Origin of the sequence: Brevibacillus ginsengisoli, assembly GCF_050113715.1 — a bacterium.
In the GTDB taxonomy this organism is placed as follows: Bacteria; Bacillota; Bacilli; order Brevibacillales; family Brevibacillaceae; genus Brevibacillus_H; species Brevibacillus_H ginsengisoli.
On record NZ_JBNJQR010000005.1, the window covers coordinates 1 to 15015 of the forward strand.

16 protein-coding genes, 4 tRNA genes and 1 rRNA gene are annotated in these 15015 nt (G+C 44.5%); 17 read left to right on the top strand and 4 right to left on the bottom strand.

The genetic code is table 11. The features are described 5' to 3' along the window. From ACQCN2_RS11450 to ACQCN2_RS11530, 17 genes are all read left to right on the top strand, one after another. Positions 1–145: ribosomal RNA gene (locus ACQCN2_RS11450) — 23S ribosomal RNA — on the top strand; the annotation flags it as partial. A gap of 56 nt (positions 146–201) precedes the next feature. After that, positions 202–278, top strand: a tRNA-Asp gene (locus ACQCN2_RS11455). Between the two features lie 52 nt (positions 279–330). Further along, a tRNA-Phe gene (locus ACQCN2_RS11460) sits at positions 331–406 on the top strand. A gap of 8 nt (positions 407–414) precedes the next feature. Continuing rightward, positions 415–490 (top strand) — tRNA-Lys (locus tag ACQCN2_RS11465). Between the two features lie 37 nt (positions 491–527). Further along, positions 528–603 (top strand) — tRNA-Gly (locus ACQCN2_RS11470). Positions 604–819: 216 nt separating this feature from the next. Further along, positions 820–2469 carry a tetratricopeptide repeat protein gene (locus ACQCN2_RS11475; protein WP_426929056.1) on the top strand — a complete coding sequence of 550 codons (1650 nt, stop codon included), beginning with the start codon at positions 820–822 and terminating at the stop codon, positions 2467–2469. Positions 2470–2535: 66 nt separating this feature from the next. Continuing rightward, entirely contained in the window at positions 2536–3498 is a 963-nt protein-coding gene (trxB, locus tag ACQCN2_RS11480) for a thioredoxin-disulfide reductase (RefSeq protein ID WP_426929057.1), read from the top strand. A gap of 215 nt (positions 3499–3713) precedes the next feature. Continuing rightward, positions 3714–4595 (top strand): RNase adapter RapZ, encoded by an 882-nt coding sequence (gene rapZ / locus ACQCN2_RS11485; protein ID WP_426929058.1) that lies wholly within the window; start codon positions 3714–3716, stop codon positions 4593–4595. 78 nt (positions 4596–4673) lie between these two features. Beyond that, positions 4674–5663 (top strand): gluconeogenesis factor YvcK family protein, encoded by a 990-nt coding sequence (locus ACQCN2_RS11490; protein WP_426929059.1) that lies wholly within the window; start codon positions 4674–4676, stop codon positions 5661–5663. 4 nt (positions 5664–5667) lie between these two features. Next, a complete protein-coding gene (whiA, locus tag ACQCN2_RS11495; RefSeq protein WP_426929060.1) occupies positions 5668–6621 on the top strand; it encodes a DNA-binding protein WhiA in 954 nt (317 codons plus the stop codon). 45 nt (positions 6622–6666) lie between these two features. Continuing rightward, entirely contained in the window at positions 6667–6924 is a 258-nt protein-coding gene (locus ACQCN2_RS11500; protein ID WP_426929061.1) for an HPr family phosphocarrier protein, read from the top strand. A 284-nt stretch (positions 6925–7208) separates the two neighbouring features. Then, positions 7209–8033, top strand: a complete 825-nt coding sequence (locus ACQCN2_RS11505; protein WP_426929062.1) for an electron transfer flavoprotein subunit beta/FixA family protein — start codon at positions 7209–7211, stop codon at positions 8031–8033. A gap of 1 nt (position 8034) precedes the next feature. Then, entirely contained in the window at positions 8035–9105 is a 1071-nt protein-coding gene (locus tag ACQCN2_RS11510) for an electron transfer flavoprotein subunit alpha/FixB family protein (RefSeq protein WP_426929063.1), read from the top strand. Next, complete coding sequence (locus ACQCN2_RS11515) at positions 9098–10393, top strand: FAD-dependent oxidoreductase (protein WP_426929064.1); 1296 nt, start codon at positions 9098–9100, stop codon at positions 10391–10393. The genes ACQCN2_RS11510 and ACQCN2_RS11515 overlap by 8 nt, the downstream gene beginning before the upstream one ends. After that, positions 10375–10692, top strand: coding sequence for a ferredoxin family protein (locus ACQCN2_RS11520; RefSeq protein ID WP_426929065.1), 318 nt, complete (start codon positions 10375–10377; stop codon positions 10690–10692). Before ACQCN2_RS11515 ends, ACQCN2_RS11520 begins: the two co-directional genes overlap by 19 nt. Positions 10693–11073: 381 nt before the next feature. After that, the gene (locus ACQCN2_RS11525; protein WP_426929400.1) at positions 11074–11259 is read left to right on the top strand and encodes a hypothetical protein; all 186 of its coding nucleotides are present in this window, start codon (positions 11074–11076) and stop codon (positions 11257–11259) included. A gap of 13 nt (positions 11260–11272) precedes the next feature. Further along, positions 11273–11452, top strand: coding sequence for an H-type small acid-soluble spore protein (locus ACQCN2_RS11530; RefSeq protein ID WP_426929066.1), 180 nt, complete (start codon positions 11273–11275; stop codon positions 11450–11452). A gap of 102 nt (positions 11453–11554) precedes the next feature. On the opposite strand, the gene ACQCN2_RS11535 is transcribed toward ACQCN2_RS11530, so the two are convergent. The 4 genes from ACQCN2_RS11535 to clpP all read right to left on the bottom strand — a co-directional run bounded on the left by ACQCN2_RS11535 (position 11555) and on the right by clpP (position 14886). Continuing rightward, positions 11555–13072, bottom strand: a complete 1518-nt coding sequence (locus tag ACQCN2_RS11535) for an oligosaccharide flippase family protein (protein WP_426929067.1) — start codon at positions 13070–13072, stop codon at positions 11555–11557. Positions 13073–13125: 53 nt separating this feature from the next. Further along, complete coding sequence (locus tag ACQCN2_RS11540) at positions 13126–13836, bottom strand: class F sortase (protein ID WP_426929068.1); 711 nt, start codon at positions 13834–13836, stop codon at positions 13126–13128. A 64-nt stretch (positions 13837–13900) separates the two neighbouring features. Then, positions 13901–14122 carry a hypothetical protein gene (locus tag ACQCN2_RS11545; RefSeq protein WP_426929069.1) on the bottom strand — a complete coding sequence of 74 codons (222 nt, stop codon included), beginning with the start codon at positions 14120–14122 and terminating at the stop codon, positions 13901–13903. A 173-nt stretch (positions 14123–14295) separates the two neighbouring features. Further along, positions 14296–14886 carry an ATP-dependent Clp endopeptidase proteolytic subunit ClpP gene (gene clpP, locus ACQCN2_RS11550; RefSeq protein WP_426929401.1) on the bottom strand — a complete coding sequence of 197 codons (591 nt, stop codon included), beginning with the start codon at positions 14884–14886 and terminating at the stop codon, positions 14296–14298. Positions 14887–15015 lie beyond the last annotated feature (129 nt).

Here is a 15015-nt window from a genome sequence, read left to right on the forward strand (position 1 = left end):
CTAAGCGTGAAGCCCCCTTCAAGATGAGACTTCCCATAGCGCAAGCTAGTAAGACCCCTCATAGACGATGAGGTTGATAGGTTCGGTGTGGAAGTGCGGTAACGCATGGAGCTGACGAATACTAATCGGTCGAGGACTTATCCACGTTTTAATCTCTTAGCATATCGAGTGTATCCAGTTTTGAAGGTACAAACCTTCTATGGAGCTGTGGTGAAGTTGGAGTTCACGCCGGTCTGTCACACCGGAGGTCGCGGGTTCGAGTCCCGTCAGCTCCGCCATTTTACTTGCCTTACCGATAAAATGGCCTGACAAACAAACCTTAGTACATATGGCTCGGTAGCTCAGTCGGTAGAGCAGAGGACTGAAAATCCTCGTGTCGGCGGTTCGATTCCGTCCCGAGCCACCATCATGTACGAGCCATTAGCTCAGTTGGTAGAGCATCTGACTTTTAATCAGAGGGTCGAAGGTTCGAGTCCTTCATGGCTCACCATTGTTTTTCTTGGTGAATTGAATAAGACTTACATTTTGCGGACGTAGCTCAATTGGTAGAGCGTCGCCTTGCCAAGGCGAAGGTCGCGGGTTCGAGACCCGTCGTCCGCTCCATTTGTATTTCAAGGTCTCTCACCCGTACCGGGTTCACTTAATAAAATCATAACTCAATGAGATAAAACACCACTCTGCTTCGTAGGCAAGTGGTGTTTGTTGCTTTTTCCCCAAAATGATTGTTTTGATAAGTGAGCATCAGTGTTTATACTTGAGGCTCAGAATTGGATTTGGTACGATACAGTAGGGTATAGCTTCAAGAAGTACGGAGGTCATATGAAAATTAGTAGTAAAGACGCAAAGAATAACACGATTATCACCTTCCAGCGTGATGCGTCCTTTTTTATAGAAAGAGGGCTGCGCCTGTCAAGGCGTTTTGAGTACGACAAAGCGATAAGATGTTTTCGTCGTGCGATCGAACTGGATCCAAACAATGCAACCTATCAATGTCATATGGCCAGTATCCTTGCAGAGATGGGCAAGTTTGAAGAATCAAATGAGCTGTTGCATGATGTTCTTGACAACATCGATCCGAAAATGGAAGATGTCTATTTTTATTTGGCGAATAATTACGCGAACATAGAGGATTTTGAGACGGCTGAAGAAATGACGCTCAAGTACTTACAAAACACCAAGAATCGGACATTTGTAGAAGAAGCTGAGGAATTGCTGGATTATATCTATTTTGAATTAGACATGCCTCCCCGTCATTTTCTCGACTTCTCAGAAGATGCGATTGCTGCGAAACATGAGCAAGCGAGAAAATGCTTGGAAGAAGGACGTTTTCTTGAAGCGATTCTGCTTTTATCGGAAATAAACGAATTAGACCCGAAGTTTATGCCAGCCTGGAACAATCTGGCGTTGGCTTACTATTATTCAGGTGATTTTGATAAGGCGCTTAAGATTATTTTGGAAACGATTGATCGGGACCCGGGGAACCTGCATGCGCTCTGTAACCTAGCGGTATTGTTCTCCCACCAGAACAATGTATCTGATTTGCTTCCGATTATTTCTCAACTAACAAAGGTTGTTCCTTTCCATCCAGAGCATGCCTATAAACTGGCAACGACAATGGGGATTCTAGGTCAGCATGAGGATGCGTATCGTTTTTATTTGCGATTGATGAGGTTTCCCTATTTCGTGGATGCAGCGACATACCACTATGCGGCGATCTCCGCTTACTTATCGGATCATGACCAGCAAGCCATGAAGTGGTGGATGAAGGCGAAGCAATTGGATCCTCTGTCCGGGGTTGCCGACCACTATCTGAACATGCTGCGTAACAAGACAACAGAGGGAGTGAAAGAGTCTATTCCCTACCAATATCAGCCGATGATTAAATCCAAGCAGGATAACTGGACAAATTTTGATGAGATGCGGGATGACCCGATGATCCGGGCATCATTGCTTTGGGCTCTCCAGCATGGCAAGGAAGACGCCAAGCAGATGGTGATCCAGACATTGGCTATGATTGGAGATGAAGAGGCCAAGACAACCCTTTATCATTTTAGCCAAACGACCACGAACCCTGAATTACAAAAATTAGCTTTGTTAACCCTGAGTGAATTAGAGGAACAATATCCTATAGATGGAGAGACACCTGTATCCATCGAAAGAACGCTGACGGAATCGGAACAAATGGTCATTGAACTGATCCAGGATCAGGTGGAAAGAGGGGACAGGGAGTTCGGGAAATGGGCAGATCGCATTTGGAAAGCGTATTGCAATCAAGTCTCTGAAGCGAGGCCCGAGAAAACCTCTATCCGTAAGATTGTTGCCTGGATCGCAGCACTGGAGTACCTATTCGCCAAAAAGAAACAAGCCAAGCAGACACAAGAAGAGCTTGCCCAGAAGTATAATGTATCCTCAACCACGATCTCGAAATGCATAAAAGAATTAAAGAGTATTGATTTATATAAATTCTAACTTTATAATAAATCTAAAGTAGAACCTAAATCTTCTTTCAAAGATTTTTCCTCGGAGGTAGTTAGAATGAGTGAACAAGCTAAAGTATATGACGTGATTATTGCTGGTGCTGGACCTGCTGGAATGACAGCGGCTGTATATACATCTCGCGCGAATATGTCTACGCTAATGATCGAGCGTGGGATTCCTGGCGGTCAAATGGCCAACACAGAAGATATTGAGAACTACCCAGGTTTTGAAAGCATTCTTGGTCCTGACCTCTCCAATAAAATGTTTGAGCACGCGAAAAAATTTGGCGCCGAGTATGCCTATGGAGACATTGAAGAAATCCGCGATGGTGAACCCTATAAAACAGTAGTGGCAGGCGGCAAAGAGTATTTGGCCAAATCCGTCATTGTGGCAACAGGGGCAGAGCACCGTCTGCTTGGCGCACAAGGTGAAAAAGAATTATCCGGACGCGGTGTATCCTACTGTGCAGTATGTGACGGGGCTTTCTTCCGCAATAAAGAACTAGTGGTTGTCGGCGGTGGTGACTCGGCGGTAGAAGAGGCCGTATTCCTCACTCGATTTGCGACCAAAGTAACGATCATCCATCGACGTGATGAGCTTCGCGCCCAAAAAATCTTGCAAAAACGTGCGTTTGAAAACGAAAAAATTGATGTGATCTGGAATTCCGTAGTAAAAGAAATCCGTGGTGAAGGTGTTGTTCAAAGCGTTTTGCTTGAGGACGTTCAAACAGGCGAGCAACGTGAATTTCCTGCCAATGGTGCTTTCATCTATGTAGGAATGGATCCACTTTCTGCTGCTGTTCAAAACCTCGGCATTACCAACGAAGCTGGTTATATCTTAACCGATGACCAAATGCATACCAAGGTAGCTGGAATTTTCGCGGCGGGAGACGTACGGGAAAAAACTCTCCGTCAGGTAGTAACGGCTACGGGGGATGGTTCCATTGCTGCTCAAGCGGCCCAACACTACGTTGAATCCTTGAACGAAAAACTAAAAGAGCAAAACGTCACAATCTCTTAATCCGTTTGTAACATTCCTGAAATATTAGAGGGTTACTATAAAGACATGAATTAACCCCCTTTTCTATACGTTACTTTAAAGCGAGGCTGACGATAGCCTCGCTCTTTTTTTTGAAGAAGGTCCTGTTTTCTTTGTCAATAAACAACAGGCAATCAAGACTTCGAATAGATGTGTGAATGTGGTATTCTTATTGAAGAATCAGAGGAGGCGAGAACGTGAACGAACAAAGTAAGGAACGCGCAGTTAATCTTTTGATCATTACGGGGATGTCCGGCGCTGGCAAAACGGTGGCTGTACAAAGCCTTGAAGATCTAGGCTTTTTTTGCGTAGATAACCTACCCCCGATCCTGATTCCAAAGTTTGCCGAATTAATTAAGCAATCGGGCGGTGGAATTGAACGAGTCGCCCTTGTCATTGATTTGCGAGGTCGTGAATTTTTCGAAAACCTTTTTGGGGAAATTGATAAATTAAGCGAGATGGAGGGTATTACCTTCCAGATCCTTTATCTTGATGCCAACGACCAGACACTCGTGACACGCTATAAAGAAACAAGGCGCAGACATCCGCTCTCTCCGAATGGATCGCCATTGGAAGGAATTCATCTGGAACGAAAAATCCTTCAGGAAATCAAAGGACGCGCAAGTCAAATCATTGATACATCTCAGTTGAAGCCTGCTCAATTGCGGGAGATAATCATTAATCAATACTCTCAACAAAGCTCGCAGCTAACGATAAACGTGCTTTCGTTTGGCTTTAAATACGGGATCCCGATTGATGCAGACCTGGTATTTGATGTGCGTTTTTTGCCTAATCCGCATTATGTTGATGATTTGAGGCCCAAAACAGGCTGTGATGCGGATGTCTCCAATTACGTCATGAAATGGAGCGAGACACAAGAGTTCTTAACGAAGCTTCTTGACTTCCTATCCTTTACGATTCCTCATTATCAACGGGAAGGAAAAAGTCAACTGGTGATCGGCATTGGCTGCACAGGAGGGAAACATCGATCGGTCGCTATTACCGAATATATCGGGAATTATTATAGCAGGGAATATTCTGTTCGTGTTTCTCATCGTGACATAGAGAAAAATAAATAAATATACATGAAACAGAATCGGACATTGTCGGGAGAGGACGCATGATCATATTCCCATGTGGGGAAATTGAGGTGAACTATGACAGCAAGGAAAAGGGGAAAACAGACACAAGAACAACTGCGAATTGTTATAATTGGCGGTGGAACGGGGTTGTCTGTTCTTTTGCGTGGACTAAAACAAGAGCCGGTTCATATAACGGCGATTGTTACTGTAGCCGATGACGGTGGGAGTTCGGGACGGCTGCGGGAAGAGATGGATATGCTTCCGCCAGGAGATATACGCAATGTGCTGACGGCATTAGCAGATACAGAACCATTGATGGAAAAGGTAATGCAATATCGTTTTGCCAATGGAACTGGATTAGCAGGGCATAATCTGGGAAATCTATTAATTGCTGCAATGAATGAAATCACCGGAGATTTTGTAACTGCGGTCAAAGGACTGAGTCGTGTTCTCGCAGTGCGCGGAGACGTATTGCCCGCAGCCAATCAATCTATTCAGTTAAAAGCCGAAATGGAGGATGGCTCCATCATATCTGGTGAGTCGCAGATCCCGAAGGCGGGAAAGAAAATCAAACGTGTCTTTCTGGAGCCGGAAGATGTGGTTCCGCTTGCGGAGGCTTCCCGCGCAATTGCCGATGCGGATGTCATTTTGATTGGTCCTGGAAGTCTATACACCAGTATCTTGCCGAATTTGTTAGTAAAAGGCTTGTTTCAGGAGCTGCAAGCCTCATCAGCTCCGAAGATTTATATATGCAACGTGATGACTCAGCCCGGTGAGACGGATGGTTTCTCCGCTTCCGATCACGTCAGAGTCATGATCGACCATGTGGGAATACCATTTTTGGATATGATTGTCGTCAATAATGCAGTTGTTCCGCCTTATGTATTAGAGAAATACGCCGAAAAGGGAGCATCTCCTGTCCGCTGTGATATGGCGGAGCTAAAAGAATTCGGTGTTCCAATAATTGCAGAGAATTTAATCGCATACGGAGATGGGTATTTACGTCATAATGCAGCAGCCGTCAGCGAACGCATAGTCGCTCTATCTAAACAACGAAAGAAGTGAAAACATGTCATTCGCCGCACATACCAAGAAGGAATTAACAATGCTTGAAGCTCCGGATTGTTGTAGCCGTGCGGAACTTGCTGCACTAATCAGGATGAATGGAAGTATACAATTTGGAACGGGACGATTTGTTCTTGATGTTTCAACCGAGAATGCGGCGATTGCCAGACGCATCTATACGTTAATCAAGAAGTTGTTTCAGGCCCATGCGGAATTGCTAGTCCGTAAAAAAATGCGACTCAAGAAGAACAATGTCTACATCGTGCGGGTTCCGTATCACGCAATGGAAATCCTCGAAGATTTGCGCATTATGGATAAGACCTCGTTGTCATTTTATCCGGGGATTTCCACTGACATTGTGGCCAAATCTTGTTGCCGCGGCGCTTATTTGCGCGGAGCGTTCCTCGCCGGCGGATCGGTTAACCATCCGGAGGCATCTAGCTACCATTTGGAGATTTTTACGTCCTATCAAGATTTCTGTGAAGCACTGACCAAGCTGGCTAATCGTTATCGTCTGAACGCCAAATGCATCGAACGCAAAAAAGGCTATGTGATGTATATCAAGGAAGGCGAGAAAATTACCGATTTTTTAAGCCTTATCGGCGCACACCAGGCCCTGTTGTATTTCGAGGATGTACGGATCGTCAAAGATATGCGCAATTCGGTCAATCGACTGCACAATTGTGAGATTGCGAATATTAACAAGACGGTCAACGCCGCGACAAGACAGATGGAAAACATCCAATTAATCGCGCGTGAGATTGGCTTGGAGAATCTTCCACCAAGACTTCGTGAGGTAGCCGAGCTCCGTTTGGTGCATCCTGACATTAATCTGAAGGAATTGGGAGAAATGATTCCCAGCGGTGTTGTCAGCAAGTCAGGAATTAATCACAGACTTCGAAAAATTAATGAAATCGCTGACAAATTGAGAGAAAAACAAAATATTTCTGTACCATAACATGGTATACTACTGATAATCAGTTGAATGTAAGGAGGTTCACCGATGGTAAGACAGGAAGTTCGGGTCAATTTAAAAACAGGTCTACAAGCGAGACCGGCTGCATTTTTCGTGCAGGAAGCTAATCGTTTTGCTTCGGAAATCTTCGTAGAGAAGGATTCCAAAAAGGTCAATGCCAAAAGCATTATGGGGATTATGAGCTTGGCTATTAGCTCTGGTACGGAAATCACCATTTCTGCTGAAGGCCCTGACGCGTCCCAGGCAGTAACCAGTTTGACTAGCCTTGTAAGCAGGGAAGAATAAAGATTCATTGGAAAGATAGTCGGTTGCGAAGACTATCTTTTTTCAATTATTCAAGAGAGAAAACGCGTCACAGCGATTTAACAAATTTACCATAGTGAATAAGGTAATCACGTTATTAAAGATGGAATATAAAAAATTTTTAAAAAACTGTCGTACTTTCTTTGATATTCGAATATAATTATGGTAGAGGATTTATAAATTTATCTGATATCCTCATTTAAGTATGTGAAACATTTCACTTACATTATTTAGAATTGATCTTCTCTTCCGAAAGGAGTGCTTCCATGCACATCGTAGTTTGTGTCAAGCAGGTACCAGACACGAAGATCATCAAGGTTAACCCGAAAACAAACACATTAGACCGAAGCAGTGCTCCTGCCATTCTGAATCCGTATGATGCTCATGCGGTAGAAGAAGCTGTACGATTGAAGCAGCAACATGGTGGAACTGTTACGGTATTGTCGATGGGACCGCCTCAAGCTGTTAGTGCCATCCGCAAATGTGTAGAGATTGGGGCAGACGAGGCTTACTTGATTTCTGACAGGGCTTTTGCCGGAGCAGATACACTGGCTACCAGTTACGCTCTCTATAAAGCGCTTGAGAAAATCACCAAGTTAAAGCCGGTTGATCTCGTTCTTTGCGGAAAAATGGCTATTGACGGAGACACAGGGCAAGTAGGACCTGGTATCGCAAGAAGATTGGATATTCCTCCACTAACGAACGTCAAACATATCGAAGCAATTGACCTGAGTAATAAACGAATTATTGTTCATCGCAAACGTGAAAACGGTCATGAAGTAATCCAATCCACACTACCTTGTTTACTTACTGTCGAAAAAGAAATCAACGAAGTCTCTTACTCTCCTCTTCCCAACATGATTCGTGCGGCAAGATTCAACCCAGTCGTATGGTCTGTTGACGACCTTGAAAATGTGGATCGTTCCCAGCTAGGTCTGAAAGGTTCTCCAACGATTGTAGGAAAAATGTTTGCTCCTCCTAAACTTGAAGGCGGCAAAAAAATCGAAGGTACCTCTAAAGAGCAGGTGGCCAAAGTTCTTGAGTTGCTAGGCGAACGCAAGGAATTGTTCACTGCGAAAGGAGGAGCATAAGATGGCGCATAATTTGGATGAACATAGAGATATTTGGGTGTTTATCGAGCAGCATGAAGGGCAAATCGCAGGTGTTTCGTTAGAATTATTGGGTGCTGGCCGCGCGCTGGCTGATAAAATTAACGCGAATCTTTGCGGTGTCTTGCTTGGTTCCAACATCAAGGAACTGCCGAAGACCTGTATTGCTCACGGAGCGGACATCGTATACATGATGGATGCCCCTGTTCTCAAAGATTACCGTACCGAGACGTATATGCGCGGTGTAGGCGATCTTTGCAACAAGTACAAACCAGAAATCTTCCTTTACGGAGCTACTTCGACAGGGAAAGACCTCGCAAGTGCTGTAGCAACCGATCTGATGACGGGATTGACAGCAGATACAACTATTCTGGATGTCAATGTTGAAGGTCGGTTACTGGAGGCGAGCCGTCCGGCATTCGGCGGTAACATTATGGCGACCATTCTATGTAAAAACCATCGTCCACAAATGGCTTCCGTACGACCAAAAGTGATGAAAGCCCTCGAACCAGACTCCAGCAGAACGGGCCGAGTGATTGAAGAGCCGTTTGGTGTAGAGGAAGAAAGCCTCCGCACGAAAGTTCTCAAAGTAGTAATGGATGCTGGCAATAAAGTGAACCTCGAAGATGCTCACATCATCGTAGCAGGCGGTAAAGGCTTGCAGGATGCAAAAGGCTTCGATCTCTGCTATCAGCTTGCCGACGTATTGGGCGGCAGCGTAGGAGCAACCCGTGATGCGGTGGAAGCAGGTTGGATTGACCATCATTACCAGATCGGTCAAACAGGTGTAACCGTTACTCCGAAAATTTACTTTGCAATCGGTATTTCTGGTGCTGTCCAACACGTGGTGGGCATGCAGAACTCCGAGCTGATTATTGCCATTAACAAAGATCCGAACGCTGCCATTTTCCAAGTGGCTACTTATGGAATCGTGGGAGATGCGTTCGAAATTGTACCTCTGCTCACTGAAGAATTCAGCAAATGGAAGTCTCAAAAACAAGCTCAAGAAGTAGCTGCTACAGCTGAGTTGGAAGGAGAGAGTGTACGTGGCTGAAAAATTTGACGTAATCGTAGTCGGTGCTGGTCCAGCTGGTTCCGCCTGTGCATTGACAGCTGCCAAAGCAGGTCTCAACGTATTGTTGATTGAGCGCGGAGAATATCCAGGCGCCAAGAACGTAATGGGTGGGGTCCTATACCGTAAACAAACCGAAGAATTCGTGCCTGAATTCTGGAAAGAAGCTCCAATTGAGAGACCTGTCATCGAACAGCGCTTTTGGATGTTGGGCGAAGAGTCCGTGGTGTCTTTTGGCTATAAAGGCATGGAGTGGGCACAAGAGCCATATAACTGCTTCACAGTATTGCGCGCGAAGTTCGACCAGTGGTTTGCGAACAAAGCGGTTGAAGCTGGTGCATTGTTGATTAATGAAACAGTCGTAACCGAGTGTATTGTACAAGATGGCCGAGTTATCGGCGTACGGACAGATCGCCCGGATGGAGATGTCTATGCAGATGTGGTTGTCTTGGCGGATGGGGTAAACTCCTTATTGGCCAAACAATTGGGTTTCCACAAGGAGCTTAAACCAGACCATGTAGCGCTTGCTGTTATGGAGGTACTGAAACTTCCGGCTGAGAAAATCGAAGAACGCTTCAATTTGGAGCCTAACCAAGGCTGCACGATTGAGTTATTCGGTGACGCTACCAAAGGTGCCGTTGGTACTTCGTTCATCTATACCAATAAAGACTCCATTAATATAGGGGTAGGTACGACGCTGTCTGGCTTAATTAAATTGAAGCTCCGTCCATATGATTTATTGGAGTATGTGAAAAATCACCCAATGATCAAACCGTTGATCAAAGGCAGCGAAGCTCAGGAGTATGCGGCGCACTTGATTCCAGAAGGTGGCTTTCATGCGATTCCGAAGCTTGCGGGCAACGGCGTAGTTGTTGTCGGGGATGCCGCTCAACTGGTTAACGGAATTCACCGCGAAGGTTCCAACCTGGCGATGACATCTGGTAAACTAGCGGCTGAAACGATCATTTTGGCTAAACAGGCGAATGATTACAGCGAGAATATGCTCGATCGTTATCGCACTCGTCTCATGGAAAGCTTCGTTGGCCAAGATCTGAAGAAGTACAAAGACGCAACCCACACGTTTGAAACCTTCCCTCAATATTTCAAGGAGTACATCCCAATGATGAACGAGGCTGCAAGCTCTTTCTTTACGGTTGACGGTACATCGAAAAAAGAAAAGCAGCAGAAAATCATTAAATCCATCCGTGAAAAACATGGCACCATGAAACTGGTGAGCGACTTCTACCGAGCATGGAAGGTGATGAAATAATGAGCCAAGTGGAAAAAACAAATTCTCTCGAAGCGAAACAGTACACGGTTCGTTTTCGAGCAAACAATGAATCACACCTTCATGTTCTAGATTATGATGTGTGTGCTACCAAATGCCCGGAGAAGTTATGCACGGTCTTCTGCCCAGCAGAAGTGTATAAATGGGAAGACGTTGGTCGTATGGCGGTAGGGTATGAAGGCTGCCATGAATGCGGTAGCTGCCGAATTGGATGCCCTTATCAAAATATTAAGTGGGAGTATCCTAAGGGCGGACACGGGATTGTATTCCGTTTGGCTTAGTGATTCTTCTATAAGTAAGAAAAGGACCTGTGATGACAGGTCCTTTTTTATTGGATTTGGAAAGAATAAATTTTCTTAAGGTAGAAAGAAATTTATTCTTTTTTCCTTTCGCGTAAGCCCGCCAAGAAAGGACTTCGTCCGCTTGCAGCCTCCTTGGAAGTGAAACCTAGCGAAAGAACGGAGAAAGGGAAAAGAGTCGCCACCCAACCCCTTTAGGGGCGCGAAGCGTTTGGTGACTCCCTTTCGCAGTGAAAGAGCGGACTTTATTTCTTCTATGCAAGCTTCCACAGAGCGAAAAGGGACGAAGTCTTTTCTTATTGGATTATGTTAGGGGGTTTTGGACAAACTATTGCCAAGCGTGGTTACAGGAGGAATAGCATGATGAAGATCAGACAGGGCCAGAATGATTCCTTGAATGAGTCACGAGACGATGCCTTCATGGACATTGATCGAATGGTAAACGAAGGGCTTGGTGGAGGTACTGTTAGCAACCAAAACGGTTTAATCGAAGAAACCACTACTGATACCATGTCTGGATCATTCAAGATGGAGCAAGAACAAGAATAGGAGGGTACATACAATGAATGCTAATCGAGCGTTACAAATTATTAACTCGGAAGAAAAGATTCAAGTTACTTTTCAAGGTACTCCAGTCTGGATTGACGGAGTAGAGGAAGAAACTCAAACGGCTCGAGTGCACACAGAAGGGGATCCCAAAGACACCAAAAGAGTCGCGATTAAACAGTTGGTTGAGCAGTAAATGGAACACAAACAAGCCCAGAAAATCAATCTGGGCTTGTTGACGTTTATGAGAAAACAAATAGGTTCGAGGAATTACCTGTTTGGTGAAAAAATTCTGATGTTAAAAAAATTCCATTCTAATTAAAAGGCCAGTTCTGAACAAGATGTACAGCGAAGTCAAACCAAAATAGAAGATAGAGGTAACGATTAACTGATAGGAGTAAGCTAGAGAGAAATATGGCATGATCAATTGAATGACAACGATACTAAGAAGGATAAATAAAAGAAGAAAAATGGTGTCTAACACCATGTGAAATAGTTGAAAGGGTTCTTTGGTTTTCGTATATAAAACGGTTAGATTCCAAGCGGATGCGACTATTTCCAGATTTAGAAGTCCAAGAGCCACTCCTATTAAACGGTACTCGGGAATTGCAATGATGAAATAACTGATCAGAAATGAGAGAATCGCACCTATAATCAATCCGTACAAGGGAACCTTCTTTTCATTTATTGACCATAGAATAGAGGTTGATAATTCTCGCAACCCGGTTACCCAAGGAATAATCGACAGGTATCGAACGGCAGTTCCAATAGAATTGTCCCCCATAATCGCCAAGGAAATTTCTTCAGAATAACGAAATAGAAATAGAGATGAAGTAATTCCCCAAAAGACTCCCAGCTTCAACGCCTTGGAAACCCTCCGCTGAAAATGATCAATTCTTAAGGCTTCCCAGTCTGCGGTGATTTTGACCGTGAGAATATGGGAGATAGCTGCCGTAATCATCGTCGGTATATATACAATCGTAGAGGCCATTCCGGCAAAGATACCATAGATCGATAAAGACTCGTGGCTGGTAAGTCCTGAAGCCATTAAACGATTAGGGATCAGGATCGAGTCTATAAAATCGGTGATGGGTCCAAACAGACGAACTCCTAAAATGGCAATCGACATTTTTAAAAACATGGGAGTATCCACGTGTCCAAATGGCTGCGAAGTTCGGCTAATTGAATATTGGTGTATCCGCAATTCTCGTGAGTACCGTTGAAGCATTACAACTAAAAATAATAGGGAGGCGAATCCGCCAGCTACAGCCGCAAAGGTTGCTCCTGCCACAGCATAAGACAGCCCTGAATCAATTAATAGAAAGGAGAGAACGATCATCGCAAATACGCGTATGACCTGTTCGACCAATTCAGAAACGGCGATGATCCCATAGTATTCTTTTCCCTGTAGGAATCCTCTGATCAAACCGAGGATTGGAACAATTAAAAACGCTGGGGCTAAAAATCGGATGGCCGGAATAAGTTTATCTTCACCAAATACCTTGGAAATGACAGAGGGGAAGAAAAAGCTAAAGCAGTAAAATATTACACCTAAACCAATCATGATAACCGCAGAAAGCTTTAGCAGGCGGATACCAATCCGCTCGTTTTTGGCAACAGCCAAGGAGAGGGCTGTCGGGAAACCACCTACAATAAAGGTTAAGATAAGACCGTAAAAGGAGTAGGTCATTTGATAAAGCCCAATACCTTCCGCACCAAGGAGTCTGAATAAGGGCAGGCGACCAAACGCTCCAATTATTTTAATCAAAGAAATGATGGAGAAGCGCATGAGCAGCTGCTTCAGTAATATGGACATAACATGATTGCTCCCTTACACACTTTGTCCTATAGATTTATTGTATGAAGGGTTTATTTCGATATGTCTTGTCTTACCATCGCCGGGCTTTGGTTCGTCAAATGGGAGAATACCACTAACCGCATCGCGTGCTCTTGGGTTTTCTTATTGAATTTGCCGGCACAGGTAATTAAATTAAGTTGCGGAACAGAAGAATCTCCAAATATCTCTTCGATTGGAGCATCCTTTGTTTTGAACACAGCTACTCTTGATACAGTAAAGGTAAGTTTGTTTCCTTTTGAATCCGTTAGATAGATGTGATCTCCGGGATTCACCCTTTTCAGATGGTAGAAAATAGCGGGTCCAGTATAATGGTCAAGATGTCCAGCAATTACAGCATTTCCGTTTTCACCAGGATTGGTCCAGGGATCCAATAACCCAACCTTGTCAAACGCATGTGGGACTTCCATTTGCCCCTTATGGAGGCCAACCTTTTCGATCTTGGAACGAAGGTGTATGGATGGGATTTCCAAAAGGTCAGGGGAGATGCCCTTGTGTGGAGAAGCCGCTGTTTTTGTGGTTAGTTGATGCTTGGAATTACCGGGATAATGTTTAATGTAATTCGAGATAAAATGACTAGCTTGGATTGATCGCGCAGTTTGCTCAGTAGTTGTTTCCAGATTAGCAGCGGCTGAATTGTTGGAAGATTGAGGGGTTTGAGGATATGCGCATCCTGCCATGATTGTAATGAAAAGTATTAGGGAATAGAAGCCAAATGGATTCATCTTGGATTACCTCCGGATTAAGGGAGTAAGAAAAAGAGGAGAGGGGTAAAATACCCCTCGTTCTTTACTCGTCGGTTCCGCCCATGCCTGTTTTAGGCATTTTGACATTGGTTGCTTTGTTGGTAGCTTTGATGTGGACTGGTTTGGTTTTAGCTTTGGTGTGGACTTTATGATGGGCTTTGGTGTGCATTTTGTCATGCTTGCCTCCACCAGTCGTTTCGGCAAATGCAGCTGTGGACGAACCAACAATACAAATTGATAAAACTAAAGCAGCTAATTTGTTCATTGGCGATATACCTCTCTTCTTCTGGGTAGTGGTCTTACAAGACTTAGAATTGTCCATTCACGATGAGTTTAATAAGGAATATCTCGCCATCATGAAAAAACACGAAGAAGACAAGGATTCTTGTCATAAAAAAGAACAGAAGCTCGGTTCGCTTCTGCTCTTTGGAATTTCCATTATTTCGTTGGCGTAGAGGTAATCACGTCATCGATTAAGCCATATTCTTTGGCATCTTTGGCGGACATGAAGTTATCGCGATCAGTATCTTGAGCGATACGTTCAATCGGCTGACCTGTTCTCTCGGCATAAATGCTGTTGAGGTGCTCACGCATTTTGACGATACGCTTAGCGGCAATTTCAATGTCACTGGCTTGACCTTGAGCCCCGCCTAGTGGTTGGTGAATCATGATTTCACTATTCGGAAGTGCGTAACGCTTTCCTTTTGCCCCTGCGCAAAGAAGGAAGGAGCCCATAGAAGCGGCAAGACCGATGCAGATGGTGGAGACATCCGGCTTAATGAACTGCATCGTATCATAAATAGCCATTCCGGCGGTGATCGAACCACCCGGGCTGTTTATGTAGAGGCTAATATCCTTTTCCGGATCTTCAGCTGTCAAAAAGAGTAGCTGAGCAACCACGCTATTGGCCACCACGTCATTAATAGGGGTACCAAGGAAAATAATCCGATCCTTCAGCAGGCGAGAGTAGATATCATAAGCGCGCTCCCCGCGGTTGGTTTGTTCAATTACGGTAGGTATCAGGTTCATATTCATTCCTCATTCCTCCTCTCATTTCAAGATCATTCTACAATAAAAGGTCAACAAAGGTCAAACGTTTCAGAACCATTCTTTATCTAATGTATCCCAAATGTGGGCAACTAAACCCTGCCAACAGAG